Origin of the sequence: Streptomyces sp. NPDC052012, assembly GCF_040689265.1 — a bacterium.
GTDB lineage: Bacteria > Actinomycetota > Actinomycetes > Streptomycetales > Streptomycetaceae > Streptomyces.
On record NZ_JBFAXA010000018.1, the window covers coordinates 64,700 to 88,205 of the forward strand.

At 73.1% G+C, this 23,506-nt stretch carries 23 protein-coding genes; 6 read left to right on the forward strand and 17 right to left on the reverse strand.

Going from position 1 to position 23,506, the window contains the following annotated elements:
• The first annotated feature begins 1 nt into the window (after window position 1).
• From polX to AB0412_RS25325, 3 genes are all read left to right on the forward strand, one after another.
• A complete protein-coding gene (gene polX, locus AB0412_RS25315) occupies window positions 2-1,771 on the forward strand; it encodes a DNA polymerase/3'-5' exonuclease PolX (RefSeq protein ID WP_366404857.1) in 1,770 nt (589 codons plus the stop codon).
• A 57-nt stretch (window positions 1,772-1,828) separates the two neighbouring features.
• Entirely contained in the window at window positions 1,829-2,695 is an 867-nt protein-coding gene (locus tag AB0412_RS25320; protein ID WP_366404858.1) for a GNAT family N-acetyltransferase, read from the forward strand.
• A 117-nt stretch (window positions 2,696-2,812) separates the two neighbouring features.
• Window positions 2,813-3,355 (forward strand): MarR family transcriptional regulator, encoded by a 543-nt coding sequence (locus AB0412_RS25325; RefSeq protein WP_366404859.1) that lies wholly within the window; start codon window positions 2,813-2,815, stop codon window positions 3,353-3,355.
• A gap of 308 nt (window positions 3,356-3,663) precedes the next feature.
• Here the strand turns inward: AB0412_RS25325 and AB0412_RS25330 are convergent, their stop codons facing one another.
• Genes AB0412_RS25330 through AB0412_RS25380 form a run of 11 tightly spaced genes read right to left on the reverse strand, consistent with a single transcriptional unit; the run spans window position 3,664 to window position 13,663 of the window.
• Window positions 3,664-4,674 carry an aromatic ring-hydroxylating dioxygenase subunit alpha gene (locus AB0412_RS25330; RefSeq protein WP_366404860.1) on the reverse strand — a complete coding sequence of 337 codons (1,011 nt, stop codon included), beginning with the start codon at window positions 4,672-4,674 and terminating at the stop codon, window positions 3,664-3,666.
• Between the two features lies 1 nt (window position 4,675).
• Window positions 4,676-4,900: a recombinase-like helix-turn-helix domain-containing protein gene (locus tag AB0412_RS25335; RefSeq protein WP_366404861.1), complete on the reverse strand. Its 225-nt coding sequence runs from the start codon at window positions 4,898-4,900 to the stop codon at window positions 4,676-4,678.
• 32 nt (window positions 4,901-4,932) lie between these two features.
• The gene (locus tag AB0412_RS25340; protein WP_366404862.1) at window positions 4,933-5,880 is read right to left on the reverse strand and encodes a PDR/VanB family oxidoreductase; all 948 of its coding nucleotides are present in this window, start codon (window positions 5,878-5,880) and stop codon (window positions 4,933-4,935) included.
• A gap of 12 nt (window positions 5,881-5,892) precedes the next feature.
• Window positions 5,893-7,518, reverse strand: coding sequence for a thiamine pyrophosphate-binding protein (locus AB0412_RS25345; protein WP_366404863.1), 1,626 nt, complete (start codon window positions 7,516-7,518; stop codon window positions 5,893-5,895).
• A 9-nt stretch (window positions 7,519-7,527) separates the two neighbouring features.
• On the reverse strand, window positions 7,528-8,313 hold the full coding sequence (locus AB0412_RS25350) for an SDR family oxidoreductase (RefSeq protein WP_366404864.1): 786 nt from the start codon (window positions 8,311-8,313) through the stop codon (window positions 7,528-7,530).
• 17 nt (window positions 8,314-8,330) lie between these two features.
• Window positions 8,331-9,074 (reverse strand): SDR family oxidoreductase, encoded by a 744-nt coding sequence (locus tag AB0412_RS25355; protein ID WP_366404865.1) that lies wholly within the window; start codon window positions 9,072-9,074, stop codon window positions 8,331-8,333.
• The gene (locus AB0412_RS25360; RefSeq protein WP_366404866.1) at window positions 9,067-9,588 is read right to left on the reverse strand and encodes a cupin domain-containing protein; all 522 of its coding nucleotides are present in this window, start codon (window positions 9,586-9,588) and stop codon (window positions 9,067-9,069) included. Before AB0412_RS25360 ends, AB0412_RS25355 begins: the two co-directional genes overlap by 8 nt.
• A gap of 7 nt (window positions 9,589-9,595) precedes the next feature.
• Window positions 9,596-10,387: an alpha/beta fold hydrolase gene (locus tag AB0412_RS25365; RefSeq protein WP_366404867.1), complete on the reverse strand. Its 792-nt coding sequence runs from the start codon at window positions 10,385-10,387 to the stop codon at window positions 9,596-9,598.
• Window positions 10,384-11,184, reverse strand: a complete 801-nt coding sequence (locus AB0412_RS25370; protein WP_366404868.1) for an aspartate dehydrogenase domain-containing protein — start codon at window positions 11,182-11,184, stop codon at window positions 10,384-10,386. The genes AB0412_RS25365 and AB0412_RS25370 overlap by 4 nt, the downstream gene beginning before the upstream one ends.
• The gene (locus AB0412_RS25375; protein ID WP_366404869.1) at window positions 11,181-12,155 is read right to left on the reverse strand and encodes a VOC family protein; all 975 of its coding nucleotides are present in this window, start codon (window positions 12,153-12,155) and stop codon (window positions 11,181-11,183) included. Before AB0412_RS25375 ends, AB0412_RS25370 begins: the two co-directional genes overlap by 4 nt.
• 20 nt (window positions 12,156-12,175) lie before the next feature.
• Window positions 12,176-13,663, reverse strand: coding sequence for an aldehyde dehydrogenase (locus AB0412_RS25380; protein WP_366404870.1), 1,488 nt, complete (start codon window positions 13,661-13,663; stop codon window positions 12,176-12,178).
• A gap of 332 nt (window positions 13,664-13,995) precedes the next feature.
• On the opposite strand from AB0412_RS25380, the gene AB0412_RS25385 reads away from it, so the two are divergent.
• Complete coding sequence (locus AB0412_RS25385; RefSeq protein WP_366404871.1) at window positions 13,996-15,387, forward strand: MFS transporter; 1,392 nt, start codon at window positions 13,996-13,998, stop codon at window positions 15,385-15,387.
• Window positions 15,388-15,453: 66 nt separating this feature from the next.
• On the opposite strand, the gene AB0412_RS25390 is transcribed toward AB0412_RS25385, so the two are convergent.
• From AB0412_RS25390 to AB0412_RS25400, 3 genes are all read right to left on the reverse strand, one after another.
• Window positions 15,454-15,978 (reverse strand): hypothetical protein, encoded by a 525-nt coding sequence (locus tag AB0412_RS25390; protein WP_366404872.1) that lies wholly within the window; start codon window positions 15,976-15,978, stop codon window positions 15,454-15,456.
• A gap of 109 nt (window positions 15,979-16,087) precedes the next feature.
• Complete coding sequence (locus AB0412_RS25395) at window positions 16,088-16,261, reverse strand: hypothetical protein (protein ID WP_366404873.1); 174 nt, start codon at window positions 16,259-16,261, stop codon at window positions 16,088-16,090.
• A gap of 78 nt (window positions 16,262-16,339) precedes the next feature.
• Window positions 16,340-17,254 carry a hypothetical protein gene (locus tag AB0412_RS25400; RefSeq protein WP_366404874.1) on the reverse strand — a complete coding sequence of 305 codons (915 nt, stop codon included), beginning with the start codon at window positions 17,252-17,254 and terminating at the stop codon, window positions 16,340-16,342.
• A gap of 133 nt (window positions 17,255-17,387) precedes the next feature.
• Between AB0412_RS25400 and AB0412_RS25405 the strand changes: the two genes are divergently transcribed.
• Together AB0412_RS25405 and AB0412_RS25410 are read left to right on the forward strand one after the other, a co-directional pair.
• Complete coding sequence (locus AB0412_RS25405) at window positions 17,388-18,287, forward strand: NAD-dependent protein deacetylase (RefSeq protein WP_366404875.1); 900 nt, start codon at window positions 17,388-17,390, stop codon at window positions 18,285-18,287.
• Window positions 18,288-18,463: 176 nt separating this feature from the next.
• Entirely contained in the window at window positions 18,464-19,888 is a 1,425-nt protein-coding gene (locus AB0412_RS25410) for an amino acid permease (protein ID WP_366404876.1), read from the forward strand.
• 5 nt (window positions 19,889-19,893) lie between these two features.
• Here AB0412_RS25410 and AB0412_RS25415 read toward each other — a convergent pair whose 3' ends face one another.
• From AB0412_RS25415 to AB0412_RS25425, 3 genes are all read right to left on the reverse strand, one after another.
• On the reverse strand, window positions 19,894-21,309 hold the full coding sequence (locus AB0412_RS25415) for an amidase (RefSeq protein WP_366404877.1): 1,416 nt from the start codon (window positions 21,307-21,309) through the stop codon (window positions 19,894-19,896).
• Window positions 21,310-21,434: 125 nt separating this feature from the next.
• The gene (locus AB0412_RS25420; RefSeq protein WP_366404878.1) at window positions 21,435-22,172 is read right to left on the reverse strand and encodes a hypothetical protein; all 738 of its coding nucleotides are present in this window, start codon (window positions 22,170-22,172) and stop codon (window positions 21,435-21,437) included.
• 168 nt (window positions 22,173-22,340) lie between these two features.
• Complete coding sequence (locus AB0412_RS25425; protein ID WP_366404879.1) at window positions 22,341-23,498, reverse strand: DUF6596 domain-containing protein; 1,158 nt, start codon at window positions 23,496-23,498, stop codon at window positions 22,341-22,343.
• Window positions 23,499-23,506: the final 8 nt, after the last annotated feature.

Sequence of the window (23,506 nt, forward strand, 5' to 3'; positions counted from 1 at the left end):
CATGGCTCGGTCCAACGACGAGGTCGCGGCGCTGTTCCAGGAGTACGCGGATCTGATCGCGATCACGGGCGGAGAGGCGTACAGGGCGCGCGTGTACGAGAAGGCCGCTCGAGCGATCGGCGGCCATCACACCGACGTGGCCACGCTCGACGCCAAGGGCCTGCGGGAGATACCCGGGGTCGGCAAGTCGATCGCGGACAAGGTCGGCGAGTACTTCCGCACCGGCAGCGTGTCCGCGGTGGACGAGCTGCGCGCGAAGGTCCCGGCCGGTGTCCGGCGGCTGACGGCGATCCCCACGCTCGGCCCGAAGAAGGCCATGACGCTCTACGAGGAACTGGGCATCTCCTCGGTGGACGAACTCCTCGACGCGATCCGCGCCGAGAAGCTGCGCGACATGAAGGGCTTCGGGCCACGGACCGAGGAGAACATCCTGCACGGTGTCGAGCTCCTGCGGTCCTCCGGCGACCGGGTCCTGCTCGACGCGGCCATGGATCTCGCCGAGGATGTCGTCTCCGAGCTGTCCCGGGTCACCGGCTGCCTGAGCTGCACCTACGCGGGATCGCTGCGCCGGTACCGCGAGACCGTCGGCGACCTCGACGTCCTGGTGGCGGCCCGGAAGCCGGGCCCGCTGATGCGGGCGTTCACCGAGCTGCCCTACGTCTCCGAGGTGATCGCGCACGGCGAGAAGAAGACCTCGGTCCGCACCGGCAAGGGGCTCTCCGTCGACCTGCGGGTGGTGCCGCCGGATTCCTGGGGGGCGGCGCTGCAGTACTTCACCGGCTCGAAGGCGCACAACATCCGCACCCGGGAGCTGGCCCTGCACCAGGGGCTGAAGCTGTCCGAGTACGGCCTGTTCGACGCCGACAGCGGCGAGAAGGTCGTCTCCGAGACCGAGGAAGAGGTCTATGCCCGGCTCGGGCTGCCGTGGATCGCGCCGCCGCTGCGGGAGGACCGCGGGGAGATCGAGGCGGGGCTGCGCGACGAGCTGCCCGATCTGGTGCAGGAGTCGGATCTGCGGGGCGACCTGCACACGCACACCGACCTGACCGACGGGCTCGCGCCGCTGGAGGAGATGGTGCGGGCGGCCGCCGAGCGCGGCTACGCCTACTACGCGATCACCGACCACGGGCCGGACCTGTACATGCAGCAGATGACCGAGGAACGGATGCTGGCCCAGCGCGAGCAGGTACGGGAACTCGACGGCAGGTTCGGCGGGCGGGACGGGCGGGGCGGCATGCGGCTGCTGCACGGCGTGGAGCTGAACATCGGCCCGGACGGCGACGTGGACTGGCCCGGGGAGTTCCTGGCCGGCTTCGACGTGTGCGTGGCCTCCGTGCACTCCCACTTCAACCAGAGCCGCGCCGCGCAGACCCGGCGGCTGGTCCGGGCCTGCGAGAACCCGCACGTCAACATCATCGGCCATCCCACCACCCGCAAGATCGGCAGACGGCCGCCTCTCGACGTCGACCTCGACCAGGTCTTCGCCGCGTGCGCGCGCACCGGCACCGCGCTGGAGATCGACGCCTTCCCCGACCGTCTCGACCTGCGCGACGAGGACATCCTGCGGGCGCGGCGCCACAGAGTGCGGTTCGCCGTCGACAGCGACGCCCATTCCGTGCTGCACCTGGCTCATATGCGCTACGGCGTGGGGACGGCCCAGCGCGGCTGGCTCACCAAGGACGACGTGATCAACACCTGGCCGGTGACGCGCCTGCGGCGCTTCCTGCGCAAGGGGCGCACCGCGCGGACGTCCCGCGCCCGACCGGGGTGACGCCGGCGGGTCGTAAACCGAGTGCGGCCGGCCGGTGCCGTGGTGTGGGATCGGGGCATGGCGATTGCGTTGGGCAGGCCGGGCGTCGACGGACTGGGCGAGGTCGTGGGCGTGCTGCGGGGGTGGCAGAGCGACGGGGCGCCGATGCAGCTGCACCCGGGGGATGTGGGCTGGTTCTGGCGGTTCGGTGCGCAGGCGACCGCCGCGGCGGTCAGGACATGGAGCCGGGGTGGGCGGATCCTCGCCGTCGGGCTGCTGGACGGTCCGGGACTGTTGCGGCTGGCGATCGCGCCGGACGTCCGGCGGGACGAGGAGCTGGCTCGGCAGCTGGCCGCGGACGTGAGGGCTCCGGAGCGCGGCGTGCTGCCCGAGGGGAGGGCGAACGTCGAGGCGCCGACGGGGGCGCTGGTCCAGGAGCTGCTGTCCGGGTACGGCTGGAGCGTCGACGAGCCGTGGACACCACTGTGCCGCGACCTCGCCGGGCCGGTGCCGGACCCGGGCGTGCGGATCGAGGTCGCCGGGCCGGAGCAGGCGCCGGTGCGGGCCGCCGTGCAGCGGGCCTCGTTCGACAGGTCGGCGTTCTCGGACGGGCACTGGCACGCGATGGCGGCCGGGATCCCGTACGCCGACGCCCGCTGTCTGGTCGCCTACGACGACGAGGGCAACGCGGTGGCGACGGTGACGGTGTGGTCGGCCGGCCCGGGCAGGCCCGGGTTGCTCGAACCGATGGGTGTGCACCGGGACCATCGCCGCCGCGGTTACGGCGCGGCGATCAGCGTCGCCGCGGCGGCCGCACTCCGGGAGCTGGGCTCGTCGAGCGCGCTCGTCTGCACCCCGAGCTCCAACGGGGGCGCCGTCGCCACCTACAGGGCAGCCGGTTTCCGGCCACGCCCGGAGGTCCGGGATCACTGCCGGGTCGCCTGAGCGCCTCGCCCCGGGTGACGCCGACGGTGCGTGCGCCGGGGCACATGTTTCAGGGCTAAGATTTCTGACGCGGACCGCAGGTCGGGCTCGTGCGGGCGAGGTCAGGAGGGGCACCACATGCCGGGGAAGAGGGCCACGGGCCGGCAGGACGCCGTCGCGGCGATCATCGAGGACTGGGCCCGGGAGCGGCCCGAGCTGGACACCTCTCCGCTGGAGGTGCTGGCCCGGCTGCACCGCACCTTCCTGCGCTACCAGGCCGGACTGACCGCCGCGATCGAGCGGCACGGGCTCGCCGTGGCCGGGTTCGACGTCCTGACCGCGTTGCGGCGGGCGGGGAAGCCCTATCGGCTCACGGCGGGGCAGCTCGCCGACTCGGGGCTGATCTCCTCGGCCGGGGTCACGCTGCGCATCGACCGGCTGGAGAAGGACGGCCTGATCGTGCGCGAGCGCGACGCCGAGGACCGCCGCGTCGTGTACTCCCGGCTCACCGACGCCGGCCTCGCGAAGGTGGACGAGGTGTTCGCCGAGCACCTGGACAACGAGCGGCGGATGCTCGCGGAGCTGTCCCCGGCGGAGCGGCGCCAGCTGGCCCGGCTGTTGTCCAAGCTGGAGCACTCCATCGTCCACGCGGCCGAGACCCACACAGACCCACCCGCCTGAGCCCCGACTCCCCCGGCCCGGAGCCCGACGCAGAACCCAGCGCCTGAGCCCCGACTCCCCCGGTCAGGGACCCGGCGCCGGCCGCGGGCCTGAAGCCGGGCTGCGTGTCCCCGGCTGGGCCCCTCCTCGGTCACCGGCCCGAGACTGCTTCCGTCCACCGCCCAAGACCCCCTTCGGCCATCGGCCTGAGGCCGGGCACCGGTCGGCCGGAGCCGGAGCCACGGCCGGAGCCGGAGCCAGGGCTAGGGCCGGGCCCGGGGCCAGGACCGGGGCCGAGGCCAGGACCGGATCCGAGGCCGGGCCCCGGTTCAGCGGGCCGCCTGGGTCTCTGCCTGCTGTCGGTACAACCGGCGCAGGCGGACGACGCCCAGGTCGTGCTGGTAGAGGTTCTCCGCCTGGTCGGCGTCCGCGGGCATGGCCTCCAGCATCACCCGGTCCTGCTCCAGCACCTGCCAGTGGCGTTCCTCGATCAGCGTGCGGTACAGGAAGCGCCAGGTGTCGCGCTCCCAGCCGGAGACCTTGCGGTAGCGCCAGAAGAAGACGCCGGTGCGCCCCGCGTCCACCGGGCAGGCCATACCGACGATGCCGAAGGCGCCGCCGGGTCCCGCGGACGGCGGGTACGGGATGGACAGGTCGACCCAGTCGACACCCGTGCGGCACAGCTCCACCCAGTCGAAGTTGACGCCCCGCTGGTCGGTCTTCTCGAAGAAGTAGCCGCGGTCGGTCTCCCGGATGCGGAACCGGGCCTGGGTGTCGCCGTCGTACATGGTGTGCGACTCGTGGTGCAGGAACGCCCCGTGCATCGGGTCGAGGAGGTTCTCCATCGCGAAGCGCCACGGCACGTTCCACTCGGCGTAGCACAGGAAGGAGGCGATCTCCGGGTCCGTCAGCGGTTCGGGCAGCGTCAGTTCGACGGGCTCGGGGTGCTGCTCGTCGCCGAAGTAGGCGAGGATCGCGCCGCCCACCTCGCGCACGGGCAGCGAGGTGACGAGCTTCTTGCCCTCAAGGTTGCAGCCGGGCAGACCGGGGACGGAGGTGACGGTGCCGTCGCCCTGGACCTCGACGCCGTGGTACCAGCAGGCCACCCGGTCGCCGAGGTGTCTGCCGAGGGAGAGCGGGGCGCCCCGGTGCGGGCAGCGGTCGGCGAGCATGGACAGGGTGCCGTCGGAGCGGCGGAACAGCAGCCAGTCCTCGCCGAGGGCGGTGACCTTGCGCATGCCGCCCGGCTCGACGAAGGCGGAGGGGACGACCGGGTGCCACTGGTTGCGCAGTCCGTTGGCGTAGACGTGCTCGGCGGTGACGTCGGTGGTGAGGGTCATCTCAGGCTCCCAGGCGGTGCATCTCGGCGCGGAAGGTGTCCTCGGTCCAGGGCGTGCCGTCGGGCGTGCGCACCTGGCGGGCGTTGAGGCCGGCGACGACGTCGGCGAGCCCGTGGCCGTCCTCGGTGAAGATCTCCTCGAGGGTGCGGGCGAGCTTCAGCTCGTACGGGGTGGGTTCGTGGGTGCGGGACTGGTGCGGGTCGAGGTACGGCCAGTCGGTGGTCATGGGGGCCTCCAGGAGGGCGGCGGGTACGGGGGTCACAGGTCGAGGACGAGCCGGTCGGAGGCGCAGCGCGAGACGCAGATCATCATGGTGGCGTTCGCGGCGTGCTCCGCCTCGGACAGCAGGAAGTCGCGGTGCTCGGGGCGGCCGGCGAGGACGCGGGTCTCGCAGGTGCCGCAGATGCCGTCGCGGCAGGAGGAGGGGACGGCCACGCCCGCCGCCTCGACGGCGTCCAGCACGGAGGTGGTGGCGTCGACGGTGACGGTCAGGCCGGAGCGGCGGCACTCCACCTCGAAGGCGGTGTCGTCGCCGGTCCGCTCCACCACCGGCGCGCCGAACCGCTCCAGCCTCACCTGCCCGGCCGGGCATCGCTCTTGTACGGCGGTCAGGAGCGGCTCCGGACCGCACACATACACCAGCGCGTCGTCGGGCAGGTCGGCGAGCGCGGCCGCCAGGTCGATGTGGCCCTGCTCGTCCTGCGGGACGAGGGTGATCTCGCCGCCGGTGAGCTCGGCGAGCTGTGCGCCGAAGGCCATGGAGGCACGGGTGCGTCCGCCGTGCACCAGGCGGTAGGGGACGGTGTCGCGGTCGGCCTGGCGGGCCATGGCGAGAATGGGGGTGATGCCGATGCCGCCGGCGATGAACACGTACGACGCCGCCGGCTCCAGCGCGAAGTGGTTGCGCGGCCCGGCGACCCGGATCCGCTGGCCCGGGCGCAGCTCGGTGTGGACGTGGCGTGAACCGCCGCGCGAGGCGGGCTCGTCGAGGACGGCGACGCGGTAGACGGTGGTGTCCTCCGGGTCGCCGCACAGCGAGTACTGACGGACGTGGCCGCCCACGTGCAGGTCGATGTGGGCGCCCGGGGTCCAGCCCGGCAGGGGCTTGCCCGCGGGGTCGACGAGGTCGAGGGACAGCACGCCGTCCGCCTCCCACGTCATGCGGTGCACGAGGAGTTCGAGCTCCTGCTCTTCGGTGTCGCTCACGGGACGGCCTCCTTACGTGCCGGGGATCTTCACGGGCGGGGTGAACGGGGTCTTCATCGGGCCGAGTGCGGCGAGGTCCACCTCGACGACCGTCGGGCCCTCGGCGGCGAGCGCCTGCCGGATCACCGGCTCGGCGTCGGACTGGGCGGAGATGCGCGCGTAGGTCAGGGCGCAGGCGGCGGCGAGCCCGGCGAAGTCCGGGGTGAACAGGTCGACGCCGGACCGGCGTTCGCTATAGCGGTCCTGGGTGTTGCGCAGGACGCCGTAGCCGCCGTCGTTGAAGACGAGCAGCAGCAGGCGGGGCCGCTCCTGGGCGAGGGTGAGCAGCTCGCCGAGGTGGACGGCGAGTCCGCCGTCGCCGGCGATGACGACCGTCGGCTCGCCGGGGCGGGCGAGGGCGGCGCCGATGCCCATGCCGAGGCCCTGGCCGATGCCGCCGCCCCGCGGGAAGACGTTGCCGCGCGGGTCGTGGATCGGCAGGAGGCGATTGCCCCACGTCGAGGAGGGGATGGTGACGTCCCGCGCGACGACCGTGCCCGGGGGCAGGGCGGCGGTGAGGGCGTCACAGATCGCCGCCTGCGGGCCGATGGACTCGCGCAGGGCGACGCGGACCTCGTCGCGTACGGCGGTGACGCGGGCGGTCCAGCCGTCCTCGGCGGGCACGGCCGCCGAGGTCAGGGCGGGCAGGACGTGGGCGGCGTCGCCGTGCAGGGCGTGCCTGGCCGGGTGGACGCGGCCCAGGGCTGCGGCGTCGAGGTCGATCTGTACGTGCGCCTCGGGCAGCCGCAGGGTGTAGTCGGCGGTCTCGTTGGATCGGAAGTGGGTGCCGACGGTGACCAGGACGTCGGCGTCGTCCAGGAGGGCGCGCACGGCGGGGGCGGTGGCGAAGTTGCCGATGACCTGGGGGTGGTCCTCGGGGACCGTGCCGCGCCCGGAGTTGGAGGTGATCAGGCCCGCGCCGGTCGCCGCCAGGAGGTCGTGCAAGGCGGTACGGGCGCCGGTCGCGCCGCCGCCGGCCCAGACGAGGGGGCGCCGGGCGGACGCCAACAGGTGCTGCGCGCCCGCGAGTTCGGCCGCATCCGGCTGCGGAGCCGGTGTGGTGGGCGCAGGGTCGCCGGTGTCCTGCTGGGCGGCGTACTGCAGGTCGATCGGCCACTCGATGCTGGCCGGTCCCCCGGGCGCAGTCAGCGCCGCGGCGGCGGCCTCACGCAGCAGGCGGCCCGCGCTCGCGGTGTCGGGGACGGTCTCCGCGTACGCCGAGACCGCGCGGAGCATGCCGAGCTGGTCCTTGGTCTCGTGGATGAACCCCCGCCCGCTGCCCAGGTATCGGCTCTCGATCTGCCCGGTGATGTGCAGGACGGAGGTGCCGGCGGCGAGCGCCTCGATGAGGGAGCCGGCCGCGTTGCCCGCGCCGGTGCCGGTGGAGGTGAGGGCGCAGCCGAGGGTGCCGCGGGCGCGGCCATAGCCGTCGGCGGCGCTGACGGCGGTGGCCTCGTGCCGCACGGGCACGAAGCGCAGCTCCCGGTCGACGGCCTCGACGAGGGGGAGGTTGTGCACGGACACGATGCCGAAGACCGTGTCGATGCCGAGTTCTTTCAGGACGGCGACGAGGAGGTCGCCTCCGGTGCTGTACGTCATGCGTGCCTCTCAGAGGATGCCGCGGCCGACCCCGCCGCAGACGTCGATGGCGGTTCCGGTGATGTAGGAGGCGCGCGGCGACAGCAGGGTCACGATCGCGTAGGCGACCTCCTCGGCGCGGCCCAGGCGGCCGAGGGCGACGCCCCGGTCGGCGGCGAGTTCGGCCTGCCAGTCCTCGTAGGACAGGCCGGTGCCGGCGGCGGCGTGGCGGCGGGTCCACTGGCCGGTGTCGATCAGGCCGAGGCAGACGGAGTTGACCCGGATGCCCTCGGGCGCAAGTTCGGTGGCGAGGGACTTGGAGAGGTTGAGGATGCCGGCGCGGGCGGCGCTGGTGGTGATCAGGCGGGGTTCGGGCTGCTTGGCGAGGACCGCGTTGACGTTGACGACGCTCGCCGCGTCCGAGTTCCTCAGGTGGGGGCGGGCGGCGGCCAGCGGGTTGAGGACACCGGTGAACTTGAGCTCCAGTTCGTCGCGCCAGTCCTCGGCGGTGGTGTCGTCGAGGCGCTTCATGCGGGACTGGCCGGCGTTGTTGACCAGGGCGTCCAGGCGGCCGAAGTGTGCGGCGGCCCGTTCGGTGAAGGCGGTGACGGCGTCGGCGTCGCGGACGTCGCAGACGCCGGTCAGCAGGCGGTCGCCCTGGCCGAGACGGGCGGCGGCCTTGGCGAGCCGGTCGGCGTCGCGGCCGCAGGTGGCGACGCGCGCGCCTTCGTCGAGGAGCGCGCGGACCGTGGCCAGGCCGACGCCCGAGCTGCCGCCGGTGACCAGGACGGTCCGGTCGGCGAGACCCAGATCCATGGGGTTCTCCAGTGGGGTCAGTGCATGGTGAAGCCGCCGTTGACGGCGATCACCTGTCCGGTGAGGTAGCGGGACTCCTCGGTGAGGAGGAAGGAGACGAGTCCGACGAGGTCGTCGGGCTGCTGGGGGCGGCGGATCGCGCGCTGGCCGGCGTACAGGGCGTGGCGTGCGGCGGGCACCGTCTCGGTGGCCTCGCACTCGGTGAGGCCGGGGGCGACCGCGTTGACGGTGATGCCCTGCTCGCCGAGTTCGCGGGCCATGCCGCGGGTCAGGGCGATGACGGCGCCCTTGGAGGCGATGTAGTGGGCGAGGCGGGGCGAGCCGTACAGGGCGGCGTCGGAGGCGATGTTGACGATTCGTCCGGGCCGGGCGAGCAGCGGGTGCAGCGCCTTGGCGACGAGCCAGGGGCCGCGGACGTTGACGGTCATCAGCCGGTCCCAGGTCTCGACGTCGATGTCCTGGAACTCCTTGCCGCCGACGCCGTTGGCGAGGGCCGCGTTGTTGACCAGGGCCCACACGGGGCCGAACGGCCGTACCGCCTCGGCGAGTTGCCCGACCGAGGCCGGGTCCGCCACGTCGCAGGGCACGAAGTGCGCCTCGCCGCCCGCCTCCCGGATCGCGGCCGCGGTGCGCTCGCCCCACTCGGGGTCGAGCTCTGCGACGACGACCCGGTGTCCGTCGGCGCCGGCCCGGCGGGCCATGGCCTCCCCCAGACCACGGCCCGCCCCGGTCACGACCACCGTGCGCACGCTGTCAGTCACGGCTGACGCCGTACAGCGGCGAGTACTCGGGGTAGGTCGGCACCTGCGGCTTCTGCGTGCCGATGATCACGCAGAACAGCGCGTCGGTGTCGCCCTCGTTCTTCAGGGAGCGGGTCACCCCGGCCGGGACCACGATCATGTCGCGGTAGCCGAGGGTGCGGTACTCGACCTCGTCGGGGCCGCGGTGGATGCCGACGCGGACCTGCCCCTCCAGGACGAAGAAGGCCTCCTCGACGTCGTGATGGGTGTGGGCGGGGCCCTCGGCGCCGGGCGGCAGCAGCATGTTGGAGAAGGTGAAGCCGCCGGAGGGGATGATCCGGTTGTCGTTCTCGTGGTTGCCGGTGGCGCCGGAGCCGACGTAGCGGATCTGGGCGCGGCGGTACTGGGGGCCGGCCTTCTCCTGGAAGGACAGCGTGCCCCAGTCGGGCTCGCGCGAGTCGCGGGTGGCGATCAGGGAGTCGGTGTACTTGGCGAGGTCGGCGCCGTTGTCGTAGTCGGTGGTGGTGAGGGGCATGAGGGGGTCAGCCTTTCGTGCGGGGGTTGGTGACGATGTGCAGGTGGGCCAGGACCCAGGCGTTGAAGTGCTCGGGCTGTTCCTGGTTGGCCAGGTGGCCGGCGTCCTTGACGACCACACTGGCGGTCTTGTGCAGGCCACCGGCCAGGGCCTGGGCGGCTTCCGGGCCGGTGACCCGGTCCTTGTCACCGCACAGCACGAGGGTGGGTGCGGTGATGCGCGGCAGGTCGGCGCGCAGGTCGGCGGAGGCCATGGACTCGGCGGCGTGGGCGTAGCCGGGCAGGCGTACCGCGTCGGCCATGGTGTCGACGACCCTGCGGACGAGCTGCGGGGGTGCGTCGGCGGAGACCAGGCGGGGTCCGCGCCGTTCGGCGAAGGCCCGCGGTCCGAGCGCTTCCAGTTCCGGTACGCGGGAGCGCATCGCGGCGGCCTTGCCGGGGTCGGTGCCGGAGCCGGGGCTGGAGGCGGCCACGATCAGGGAGGTGACGAGGTCGGGGTGGCGCAGGGCGAGCCTCAGGGCGATGACGCCGCCCCAGGAGACGCCGAGCACATGTGCGCTGCCGCCGCGGGTGCGGATCACCTCGGCGGCGGCGTCGGCGTAGTCGTCGAGGTCGAGGGGGCCGTCCGGGTCGGGTGATCTGCCGTAGCCGGGGGCGTCCCAGGCGACGACCCGGAACTGTCCGGAGAGTGCGGCGAGTTGGGGTGCGAAGGAGGCCGAGGAGGAGCCGATGCCGTGCAGGCACAGCAGGAGCGGCCCGGTGGTGCCGGCCTCCTCCGCGTGCACCTTGGCGGGGGTCACAGGATCTGTCCCGGGCGTCCGGCGATCGCGCCGAGGGAGCGCAGTACGGCGTAGGGCACGACCTTGCTGGTGGCGGGGTTGTCGGCGTCCGGGGTGTGCGCGGCCTCGAAGCGGTAGGAGCCGTGTGGTCCGGACGCCTCGATGACATGCCGGGTGTGTACGGCGCCCGGGTCGGCGACGACGCGGACGCTCACGGCGTCCAGGTCGCCGACGGCGAGGGCGACGGAGGCGGCGACGTTCGTCGAGCGGGGGAACTTCACGGGGATGTCCCGCGCGGTGCCGCTGAGGACCTCGACGGGGCCGGTGGCGGTGCGCAGCCGGTGCAGCAACTCCTCGTCCATCCAGGGCTGTTCGAGGACGGCGGGGAGCTTGGTGGTGGTGAGGCGGACCTCGTCGAGGGGGCCGAGGACGCGGACGGCCTGGAGCAGGTCGAGGCCGCCGACGGCGCCGCCGGTGAAGTAGACGCGGCCCGGTCCGCTGTCGAGGAGCCGCTTGGCGAGGTCGTCGTCGGTGAGGGCGCCGGTGGAGGCGACGAGCAGGTCGGTGCCTGCGGTGAGGATGCGCTCGCCCCAGGCGCGGACGACGCCCTGGCCGGCGGCCTCCACGATCAGGTCGCAGCGCTCGACGGCGGTCTCGAAGGGCACCTGCTCGGCGGGGGCGGCGCCGCCCAGGGGCCGGTTGTCGACGACGCATTCGAGCATCGCGCCCGGTACGTCTCCGGCGGCGAGGGCGGTGCCGACGACGCGGCCGATGGCGCCCCAGCCGACCAGGCCGGTCTTCATGGGGGTGGGGTTCATGCGGGGGCTCCTTGCGGTGCGGCGGGCTCGGCGTCGAGGGGCGGCTGGACGGGGCTGCCGTCGGGGGTGCCGGCCATGTGGGCGCGGATGAGTTTCGACGGCGGTCCTGCGGTGCCCCACAGGTCGGACAGTTCGGGCACCCGCCGCCACACCTTGCAGATCCAGCGGTCCTCGACGACCTGGGCGACCTCGGAGGTGTACTCGCACACCAGGCCGGTCGGGTCGGTGAAGTAGGAGAAGGTGTTGTTGCCGGGGCCGTGCCGGCCCGGGCCCCACTGCGGGGTGATGCCGTGGTGGCGCAGGCGTCCGATGCCGCGCATGAAGTGGTCGAGCGAACTCATCTCGTACGCCACGTGGTTGAGGGACACCCAGGGCGCCTGGTTGAAGGCGACGCAGTGGTGGTCGCTGTTGCAGCGCAGGAACGCCATCTGGTGCTCGGACCAGTCCGACACGCGCAGGCCGAGTACCTCGCGGTAGAAGGCGACGGAGGCGTCGATGTCGGGGGTGTTGAGGACGACATGGGTCACGCCGACGGGGACGGCGGCGTCCCGGCCGCGGGGCGGCACCGCCCAGGTGTCGGCGGACAGTTCGATCAGCCGGCCCTCGTGGTCGTGGAAGCGCAGCCCGTATCCGCCGCCGACCTGGTCGAGCGGGCCGGGTCCGGCCACCGGCCGGATGCCGCGCCGCTCGAGCCGGCGGGCGGCCTCGTCGATCTCCGCCGGGGTGGCCACGGCGAAGGCGAGCCTGCCGAGGCCGATTCGGTCGGCGCGGGTGAGCTGGAGGGCGTGGTGCTCCTCGCCGGTGCCGCGCAGCCAGCTGGCGCTGTGCCCGGACTCGACGACCTCCAGGCCCCAGGCCTCCTCGTAGAAGTCGGTGGCCTCGGTGAAGCGGGGGGTTTGCAGTTCGACGGAGCGCAGGGCGCGCAGGCGGGCGACGGGGGGGTCGGGCGGGGTGAGGGAAGAAGGGGACATGCGATTTCTCCGGTCGCGGGTCAGCCGGCCCAGGGCAGCGGCGTGGTGGCGGTGCCCCAGTACAGGGACTTCTGGCGCTGGTAGGCGCGGATGCCGTCGCGCCCCTTCTCGACGCCGAGGCCGCTGTCCTTCCAGCCGCCGAAGGGCGTGGAGATGCTGAACTGCTTGTAGGTGTTGATCCAGACGGTGCCCGCCTCGATCCGGCGGGCGATCCGCCAGGCGGCGCGGTGGTCGCGGGTCCAGATGCCGCAGGCGAGGCCGTAGACGGTGTCGTTGGCCCGGCGGACCAGGTCCTCCTCGTCGTCGTAGGGCAGGGCGACCAGCACCGGGCCGAAGATCTCCTCCTGGCAGGTGCGGGAGTCGCCCGGCAGGCCGTCGAGGACGGTGGGCAGGTAGTAGGCGCCGCGCTCGTACTCGGGCCCCTCGGGGACCGCCCCGCCGCACAGCACGCGGGCGCCCTCCTCGCGGGCGAGGTCGACGTAGGCGGCGACGCTGTCACGGTGGGCGGGGTGGACGAGCGGGGCGACCTGGGTGCCGGGGTCGGTGCCGGGGCCGACGCGCAGCTTGCGGACGCGTTCGACGAGGGCCCCGAGGAAGTCGTCGTACAGGGAGCGGGCGACGAAGAGGCGCGATCCGGCGATGCAGGACTGGCCGCTGGAGGAGAACACCCCGAACATCACCCCGGCCAGGGCCTGTTCGACGTCGGCGTCGGGCAGCACGATCGTGGGTGACTTGCCGCCGAGCTCCAGCGAGACGGGCATCAGCTTCTCGGCGGCGGCCCGGGCCAGGGCGCGGCCGGTGCCGGTGCCGCCGGTGAAGACGACCTTGCCGACGTGTGGATCGCGCACGATGGCGTCGCCGACGATCCGGCCGGGTCCGGGAAGGACCGACAGCAGGGCCGTGGGCAGGCCGTGTTCCTCCAGGGCCTGCGTGATCAGCCGGCCGAGGGCGAGGGAGACCAGCGGGGTCCAGTCGGCGGGCTTGAGCAGGATCGCGTTGCCCGCGGCCAGCGCGGGGGCCAGCTTCTGGGCGTCGCTGGCGACCGGCGAGTTCCACGGGTTGATGGCGCCGACGACACCGATGGGCTCGTGCACGCTCATGGTGACGTACGCGCCGCGGGACGGGGTGAGGGCGTCCTCGGCGGTCTCCAGAGCGGCGGCGGTGTACCGGAAGGTGCCGGCCGCGCTGGTGACCAGGGCGCGGGTCTCGGTGAGCGTCTTGCCGGTGTCGGCGGTCTGCAAGGCGGCGAGGTGCTCGGCGTCGTCCTCGATCAGCGCGGCCACGCGGTGCAGGAAGCGGGCCCGCAGATGCGGCAGGAGGTCGCGCCAGCCCGGCTCGGCGGCGGCCCGGGCCGCGGCCTCGGCGGCCTCGGCGACCTCGTCGGTGGTGACGGCGTGGACGGTGGCCAGGCGTTCGCCGGTGGCCGGGTCGAGGGTGTGTGCCGGGGCACCGCCGCCGCGCCGCCACCGGCCCGCAACGAGCGCTTCGTCCGGGGGAGTTCGGAGCATACGGGGGCCTCCTGGACGCGTCGAATGGGGAGCTGCTTAAGTAAGCACTAGACATCTAAGGGCTTAAATATCTCTGACGCAAGAGGGTCGGACCGACAGATTCGACAGTTAAATCGCTGCTTCAGACCTTGACGCGGTCCGGGCGTCGAGCGATACAACTTGAGCGCTTAAAGATTTGGCGCTTACCGATTCCTCGGACCGACAGCGCCGCGGCTCTTTCGCGGACCGGCCCGCCTCCCGCAGACTGGACCGCCGTCGACCGCCCCTCCCCCGCTCCTGCCCGCCCCGATCCCGTTCGTCCTCCCCCTGCCCCCGCGACCCCGGAGTACCGCATGACGACGGAAGCCGTACCCGACAGCCCGCTCAGAGCCTCCATAGCCGCCCGCTTCGAACGACTCCCCCTGTCGCGCTGGCACGTCACCGTCCGGCTCCTCGTCGGCGCGGTCACGTTCTTCGAAGCCTTCGACCAGCTGCTGATCGCCTACGCCCTGCCCGAGCTGCGCGCCGACTGGCGCCTGTCCACCTCCTCCGCGACGCTGCTGCTCACCGTGGGCTCGGTCGGCATGCTGGCCGGCGCCCTGCTCTCCGGGCGGATCGCCGACCGGATCGGCCGCGTGAAGGTGATCGTCCTGTGCTTCGCCGTCTCCAGCCTCGCCAACCTGGCGCTCGCCCTCTCCCCCTCCCTGGAGCTGTTCACCGCCCTGCGCTTCATCCAGGGCATGGCCATCGGCGGCGAGGTCCCGGTGGCCGCCACCTTCATCGCCGAGATCACCCGCAGCCACCGGCGCGGGCGCTTCGTCCTGCTGTACGAGCTGGTCTTCCCGGCGGGCCTCACGGTGGGCGCGCTGGTCGCGGCCTGGGTCATGCCGGTGCTGGGCTGGCGGTGGATGTACGGCCTCGCCGCGATCCCCGGGATCCTCGCCCTCGTCGTCCACCGCATGGTCCCCGAGTCACCACGCTGGCTCGCCGACCGGGGCAGGACCGAGGAGGCCGCCGCGGTGATGGCGCGGATCGAGACGGCCGTGGAGAAGTCGACGGGCGCACCGCTGCCGGAACCGGTACCGGTGACCGCGGAGGCCGAGCGGGCCGCCACGAAGGCCGAGGAGGGCTCGGGTCTGCGCGGGCTGCTGGCCGGCCGTTACCGCCGCCGCACGCTGGTCGTCGGGGTGCTGTGGTTCGCCGGGTACTTCGTGAACTACGGCATCACGTCCTGGCTGCCCACCATCTACAAGAACCGCTTCGACCTGTCCCTGTCCGACGCCCTGCTGTACTCCACGGTCACGTCCTGCGCGGGCCTCGCGGGCTGCCTGGTGGCGGCGCTCACGGTGGACCGGCTGGGCCGCCGCCGCGTGATCACCGGCTGCCTCACCGGTTCGGCCGCCGTCCTGGGCCTCCTCGCCCTCCTGGGGGCCGACAGCGCCGTGGAGGTCCTGGTGTGGACGTCGCTCGCCGCGGTCTTCTTCTTCGGCTCCAACATCTGCCTCTACCTGTACACGCCCGAGCTGTTCCCGACCCGCATGCGGGCGCTCGGCAGCAGCGTGGGCGGCGCCATGAACCGGATCGGCGTCATCCTCGGCCCGATCGTCGTCGGCGCCGTCTACGCGGGCGGCCACATCGGGGCGGTCTTCCTCACCCTGGGCGCCGTCTCCCTCGTCGGGGCGGTCGTCGCCGGCATCGGTGCGGAGGAGACGGCGGGGCGGCGGCTGGAGGAGGTCTCGCCGTAACGCCTGCCCACGCGTGAACCCCGGCCGGTACGGCCGGGGTTCACCCATGTCCGGCGGCCGTCGTGCTCAGCAGCCGCCGCAGTTGTAGTACAGGACGTCCCAGTGGTTGCCCTCGTCGGCGTAGATGTTGCCGGAGCCGGACCGCCACTGCGGAGCCCCGTCACCGCGCACACCGATGTAGGTGAAGTTGTTCTTGATGTAGTTCCCGAGGCAGGTGTACTTGCTGTAGTCGAGCTTGTAGCCGTTCCAGTGGGAGTACGTGCCGGAGGCGTGACCGGTCTCCGTGCCACCGGTGATGTTCAGCGCGCATCCGCTGGCCCGCTTCAGGGTCTGGGCGCCCTGGGCGGTGGCCAGGTTGAGCTGCTCGAAGGACGTACAGGTCGGATTGTTGCGGTCGGAGCAGTTGCCCGAGGACGACCAGCTGATGCCGACCTCGCGGAACATCGAGGTGGCGGTGGCGTGACTGATCTTGGTGACGGCGAAGGCGTCGCCGGCCGTGCCGATCACGACGGCGCCGGGAGCGACGACGAGGGCGAGCGCGGTCAGGATCGATCTGACCCGGACACCGATGAGCCCTTTGAGATGTTTCACGTGGAACCTCCTGCGAAGAGTCGTGCCCTGTGAGGTGACTGTGCAGGTGGTGCGAGGTGATGCAGGTCGTGCAGGTCGTGCAGGTCGTGCACGCAGATGATGCCGGGGTCTACGCGCGTTGGCCAGAGGGCGGTCGATGCGGCGGGTTCCCGGTGAGGCGGGTGGCCAGGCGGTAGGTGACCTTGATGTCCCGGTAGTCGCTGCCCGGCACGACCTGGTCGGGCAGATTGGTCCGCTCGTCGTGCGACGTCGAGTCCCGCTCCCCCGCGCCGGGGAAGTTCACTGCGGCCCGAGGGCGTTCGGCGAAACGCAGGCGCTCACCGTGGACCGTCGCGTCGAAGGAGATGTCGGCTTCAGGCGTTCATGGCGGTTCGGCGGAGTCCTCCGAGCTACGGCGGCGGACGGGCCGCTTCGCCCCGGCCGACCGTCGCTTCGCGCTCCGCGAGGCCGGTGCCGTACGGCGTGCGGCGCCGCCGACCGCGTCCTGTGCGATGCCGCCGGCCTCTTCGCCGGCACCGCCGGCGGCGGCGCGGCCCGCCTCGCTGCCGACGCCCGCCACCGCGCCCCCCGCGCCGTCGCCGACACGTTCCACGGCACCGGCCGCACCCCTGCCGACGTCCTGCACGACCGCTCCTGTGCCCTGCCCCACGTGCCGTACGGCCGCCCCCGCGCCCTGTCCGACGTCCTGTACGGCCATCCCCGCGCCCTGTCCGACGTCCTGTACGGCCGCCCCCGCGCCTCGGCCGACATCCCGCACGGCGACCCCGGCGCCCTCTCCGACGTCGTGCACCGCCGCGCCGGCACCCTGGCCGACCTCCTCGACGGCCCTGCCCGCGCCCGTGCCCACCTCCCGGACGGCCTGACCCGCGCCACCGCCGACGTCCTGTACGGCGGCGCTCACCCCGCGGGCGAGCTGCTCCAGCATCTGCGGGTTCCGGTCGAGCGTGGTGAGCACCCGGTCGATGATCCTGGCGACGTTGTCGAGCCGCACCCTCAGCTGGGCCTGCGCCTCGACGCCGGAGATGTTGAGGTGGACCTTGCCCAGCGTGACGTCCGCGCCCACGCTCAGCCTCAGCAGGTCCAGCACCTCCGCCTGGAGCGAGACGTGCGCCCGCAGGTCCTGGACCTCCAGTTCGATCTCCTCGACCTGGAGCCGGGGCACGTCGAGGAAGACGTCAGGGGTCGCGTCCTCGCCGTAGGCGTACTCGTCGGCGTCCTCGTAATCCTCGGCGCCGTCCTCGTAGTCCTCGGCGTAGTCCTCGGCGTCGTCCTGCATGCCCGCGCCTCCAGCAGCCCTTGTCCGTCGATCACCGCAAGTCTCCCACTTACCGGCATTCCGGTCATTTCAGCCAGGCTGCACCCGGGCTTCACCGCACTGCTCCGCGCGGCCTCTTCCGTACCCTTGCCGCATGCGCATGCGCCCCACCCTGAGCTGGACCCCCGCCGAGGACCTGCCGCCGGGCAGCACGGACCTCGGGCCGGTCACCGATGCGCTGCGCGCGGGCGGCGTGCTGGTGCTCAGCGGGGCCGGCATCTCCACGGAGTCGGGGATCCCCGACTACCGGGGTGAGGGCGGCAGCCTGAGCCGGCACACGCCGATGACGTACCAGGACTTCGTCGCCAGTGCCCGGGCCCGGCGCCGGTACTGGGCGCGCAGCCACCTCGGGTGGCGCACCTTCGGCCGCGCCCGGCCCAACGCCGGGCACCGAGCCGTGGCGGCGCTCTCGGGGCACGGCCTGCTCTCGGGTGTGATCACCCAGAACGTCGACGGGCTGCACCAGGCCGCCGGCAGCGAGGACGTGGTGGAGCTCCACGGAAGCCTCGCCCGGGTCGTCTGCCTGTCCTGCGGCGCGTCCTGCCCCCGCCGGGACCTCGCCCGGCGGCTCGAGGAGGCCAATCCGGGCTTCGCGCCGACGGTCGCGGGCATCAACCCGGACGGCGACGCCGACCTCACCGACGCGCAGGTCCGGGACTTCCGGGTGGTGCCCTGCACCGTCTGCGGCGGCATCCTCAAACCGGACGTGGTGTTCTTCGGCGAGACGGTTCCGCCCCACCGCGTCGAGCACTGCCGCCGGCTGGTCCGCGAGGCCGCCTCGCTGCTGGTCCTGGGCTCCTCGCTGACGGTGATGTCCGGGCTCCGCTTCGTCCGTCAGGCGGCGCAGGCCGGGACTCCGGTGCTGATCATCAACCGCGACCCGACCCGCGGCGACACCCACGCCCTCACCCGGGTCGCGCTCCCTCTGGGGACGGCCCTGACCACCGTGGCCGACCGGCTGGGCGTCCCCGTCGAGGGCACGACGGCGACCTGAGCGCAGGCCCTGGACGATTCCCGGTCGAGGGGGCGTCACGGCGCACTATTTGCGGTGGCGGACCCGGTGGCGCAGGACAAAACTGCTGGATTTGGTACCGCCTCGCGCCGTGCCCGACCATGGGCGCGCCGTCCCGGCGATCCCGGACGGCAGTTCGAAGAAAGGCGCACCACCCCATGCACGTCACCGGAACCGTCCCTCCGTCGGCTCCGGCCCCGCAGGAGACCCCCGCGGCCCCCGCCCACCCCGACGGCACCACCGGTGCCGCGTCGGGCCGGCACTCCCGCCGTTTCGGGCTGCCCGTCGCCACCGCCCTGGTCATGGGCAACATCATCGGCGGCGGCATCTTCCTGCTTCCGGCCTCCGTCGCCCCGTACGGCACGATCAGTCTGCTCGCCTTCGGCGTCCTGACCGTCGGCGCCATCGCCCTCGCCCTGGTCTTCGGCCGGCTCGCCGAGCGGGACCCGCGTACCGGCGGCCCGTACGTCTACGCCCGCGAGGCGTTCGGCGACTTCGCCGGCTTCCTCGCTGCCTGGGCGTACTGGATCACCACCTGGGTGTCCAACGCGGCGCTCGCCGTCGCCGCCGTCGGTTACCTCGACGTGCTGATCCCGGTGAACGACCACCGCTGGAGCGCCTGCCTCGCCGCCCTGGTCCTGCAGTGGCTGCCCGCGCTCGCCAACTTCGCCGGCACCCGCTACGTCGGCGCCGTGCAACTGGTGGCGACCGTACTGAAGTTCGCACCGCTGCTGCTCGTGGCCGTAGGCGGGCTGTTCTTCTTCGACCCGGACAACCTCGGCCCCTTCCACGCCGGCGACGGCAGCGCGATCGGTGCGGTCTCCGCCTCCGCCGCGATCCTGCTCTTCTCCTATCTCGGCGTGGAGTCCGCCGCCGTCAGCGCCGGGGAGGTCAAGAACCCCCGGCGGACCGTGGGGCGGGCCACCGTCATCGGCACCGCGGGCGCGGCGCTGGTCTATCTGCTGGGCACCCTCTCCGTCTTCGGCACCGTCGCCCACGACCGCCTGGTGGACTCCACAGCGCCCTTCTCCGATGCCGTGAACGCCATGTTCGGCGGCGCCTGGGGCGGCTGGGCCGTGGCGCTCGCCGCGCTCGTGTCCATGACCGGCTGCCTCAACGGCTGGACGCTGCTCAGCGCGCAGACGCCGTACGCGGCGGCGAAGGACGGGCTGTTCCCGGCGCCGTTCGCGCGCAGGCGGCGCGGGGTGCCCACGGTCGGCGTCGGCGTGACCGTCGTCCTGGCCTCGCTGCTCACCGTGTACAACTACACGGCGGGCTCGGCGAAGGTGTTCGAGATCCTCGTCCTCGTCACCACGTTCACCGCGACCGTGCCGTACCTGCTGGCCACCGCCGCGCAGCTGTACCACCTCGTCGCCGGGCACCGCGACCGGATCGACCGCGGGCGGCTGGTCCGGGACGCCGTGATCGCGTCGGTCGCGGCCGGGTTCTCGCTGTGGCTGGTCGCGGGCGCCGGATACGCGGCCGTCTACCAGGGCGTGCTGTTCCTGTTCGCGGGCGTGCTGGTCTACGCGGTGATGGCGGCCCGCAAGCAGCGGACCGACGCTGCGGGAGGCGAGCGGTAGGCGCGTCAGGAGTCCTGGATGCGCCGGAACGGACGCTCCGCCTCCAGCGCGAACGCGATCTCCAGCAGCTTGCGTTCGCTTCCGGGGCGGCCGGAGAACATGACCCCGATGGGCAGGCCGTCCGCCGTCGTGCTCGCGGCCGGGACGGACATCGACGGTGTGCCGACGACATTGTCGACCGGGGTGAACGCGACGTACGCGAGGATGCGCTCGATCAGCGTCGGATAGGGGACGGTCGGGCTGAGGTGGCCGATCGGCGGCGTGGTGTGGGCGAGCACGGGGGACAGGAGGAGGTCGTGCCCGCGGAAGGCCGCGGCGTACGCCTCTCTGGTGCGCTTCAGGCGTCGCAGGACGCCCGGGGTGCGCCGCCAGTCGCGCAGGTACGACGCCCGCAGGCCCCGGCTGAGGCCGTCCATGCGGCGGTGGTCGAAGTCCGGGCCGAGGGTGCGGCCCGTGACGCCGATGAGGAACGCCAGCATGCCCCAGTAGGTGAGGAAGTCCTCCGTGAAGCGGGGGTCGATGGCCGGCTCCACGGGCTCCACGCTGTGGCCGAGCCGTTCGAGGGTCGCCGCGGTCTGCTCGACGGCCGCCCGGGTGGCGGTGTCGGAACGGACGCCGTTCGGCGAGTCCAGCAGGAATCCGATGCGCAGCCGCTGCTCGCAGGGGCCCTCGACCAGGCCCACGGGCGGCAGCTTCGGGTTGCGCCAGTAGGTCTCGGCGGCGGCGAGGAACGCCGCGGAGTCCCGCACGGTGCGGCTCAGGATGCCGTCGCTGACGATGTCCAGCGGGAGTTGGCGGCTCTGCGCGTTCGCCGCGACCCGGCCCCGGGTCGGCTTGAGTCCCACCAGTCCGCAGCAGGCGGCGGGGATGCGGATCGAGCCGCCGCCGTCGTTGGCGTGCGCGACCGGCACCGCCCCGGCGGCCACGAGCGCGGCGCTGCCGCCGGAGGAACCACCCGCCGAACGGCCCGTGTTCCAGGGGTTGCGGACAGGTTCGGCGCCCTCGTACTCCGTTGTCGGGCTGAAGCCGAACTCCGGCAGCCGGGTCTTGCCCAGCACGGTGACGCCGGTGCTGAGGAACTGCCGGGCGAACGGCGCGTGCCGGCGGGCGGCTCGCGGGGTGAAGGCCGCGCTGCCGTGGCCAGTGGGGAGGGCCAGGTAGTCGGTGTTGTCCTTGACGAAGGTCGGCACGCCGGCGAAGGCGCCGTCCGCCGCGTTGGCGTGCGCGGGTGCGTCGATGAGCACCTGGACCGCGTTGAGCCGCGCGTCGACCGCCCTCACCCGCTCGGCCGCGTCCCGTGCGGCCTCGGCGGCGCCGACCTCTCCGCGCCGGATCGCCTCGGCGAGACCGACGGCGTCATGGTCGCCCAGCGCGTCGTCACGGAAGGCGTGCACCGTTGTCCGTTCCTCGAATGTCGTCACCGCTGCTCCGGCCCCCGGTTCTTCGGACGTTTGCCGCCATCATTCCTTACCGGCGAGTAACACGCGAGGCTTTTGCCGATCCTCGGCGCCGGACCGGCACCTCGGCAGGTCGCCGGTCCACCGCCTCATCGCGGCCGCATCAGCGCCAGGTCCTCGCCCCACGCGTCGAGCACCGCACCGTGTCCGGCCGCTCGGGCCGCCGTCTCCACGAGGGTGAACAGCTGCCGCTGCGGGGCTGGTTCGCCTGTGGCCGAGACACGGTCCACGGCGCGGAGCAGCCCGTCGGTGTCCCAGCCCGGCAGCGGATACCTGAGGAGCTCCCATTCCAGGTACTTGTTGTAGGGACGTGGGCGACGGTCGAGAGCGAAGAGCAGCTCGAGCAGGAATCTCATGCTGTCGGCGGCGTCGAGACGAGCGGCGAGATCCTGGCCGTCCCGGTGGTTCTTGAGGGAGCGGTAGAGCGAGTTGGCATAGGCGTCCAGCCACTCACCGGCGTCCTGGAACGCCTCGTCCGCACGCAGACGGGCCTTGGCGGCGAGGATCCGGGCGATGTCCCCGTCCAGCCGGTCGAGCACGATCCGGGCCCGGGCGAGGGCATAGCGCTCAGGGCCGGGCATCCCGGCCGCACGGAACGCGGTGAGCGAGACGATGACGAGGTCCAGCTCGGCGGTGCGGTGCCCCGCGAACCGGGTGAGCGCGGTCGTCGCGCCATCGGCGAGGACCACGTACAGATCGTGGTCGGAGTGCCGGGTGACCATGCCGTCATGGGCACGGGACCCCTTGAGGACCAGCCCGACGACGGCTGGATCGGCGAGGGCGAGTTCGACGAGCGCGTCGTAGGTGAGAGGCTGCTGAGCAGTCATGGGGTTGATCTCCGCTGAGGTGATGACGGGTACGCCTACGGGGGCTGCCCCTTCACGACAGGGCGCCCTGCACCGTCTGCGGCCGGCACATGGCCACCGCTCTGCGGATCAACGCACATCCGGACTCTACGGGACGACGACGCCGTGCTGTGATCCGGGCGCGGCCCGTCAGCGGTCTCGGTGAGCGGCGAGGCGGGCGTTGAGGCGGGCGGCCTGGCGGGTGAGGTGGTCGCGTTCGGCGAGGTTGGGGGCCTTGTGGGCCGCCTCGGCGTACAGCCGGGCCGCCGTCGCCGGGTCGCCGTCGCGCTCGTGGAGGTATGCGGCCACCGCGGCGTGACGGGGCAGCGAGGCGTCCAGTCCGGCGAGCGCCGCCAGGCCGGCGCGCGCTCCGTCGGCCTCTCCGACGGCGACGGCGCGGTTGAGCCGCACGACGGGGCTGTCGGTGAGGCGTGTGAGCTCGTCGTACCACTCGACGATCTGCACCCAGTCCGTCTCCTCGGCGGTGGGCGCGTCGGCGTGGAGCGCGGCGATGGCGGCCTGGGCCTGGAACTCGCCCAGCCGGTCCCGCGCGAGAGCCGCCTGCAGGATCACGACGCCCTCGGCGATCAGCTTCGTGTCCCACCGGGCGCGATCCTGCTCGGCGAGCGGCACGAGGCTGCCGTCGGGCGCGGTCCGGGCGGCGCGGCGGGCGTGGTGGAGCAGCATGAGGGCGAGGAGTCCGGACACCTCGGGGTGATCGACGACGGCCGCGAGCTGCCGGGTGAGCCGGATGGCCTCGGCGGCGAGGTCGACGTCGCCGGAGTAGCCCTCGTTGAAGACCAGGTACAGGACACGCAGCACGGTGGCGACGTCGCCGGGCTGGTCGAAGCGCACACCGGAGACGGTGCGCTTGGCCCGGCTGATGCGCTGGGCCATGGTCGCCTCGGGCACCAGACAGGCCTGGGCGATCTGCCGGGTGGTGAGCCCGCCGACGGCACGCAGCGTGAGCGCCGCCGCGGACGCCGGGGTCAGGGACGGGTGGGCACACAGAAAGTAGAGCTGGAGCGTGTCGTCCACCGAGGCAACCGGTCCGGGCGCGGGCTCCTCCTCGACGCGGTCCTCGCGCCGACGGCGGGCGGTGTCGGCGCGCGTCGCGTCGAGGAACTTGCGCCAGGCCACGGTGACCAGCCAGCCCTTGGCATCCCGTGGCGGGTCGGCCGGCCAGACCCGGAGCGCCTCGATCAGGGCCTCCTGGACGGCGTCCTCGGCCGCCGCGAAGTCGGCTCCGCGGCGGACCAGGGCGGCGAGCACGCTCGGCGTGAGGGCCCTGAGCAGGAGCTCGTCCATCCGTGACG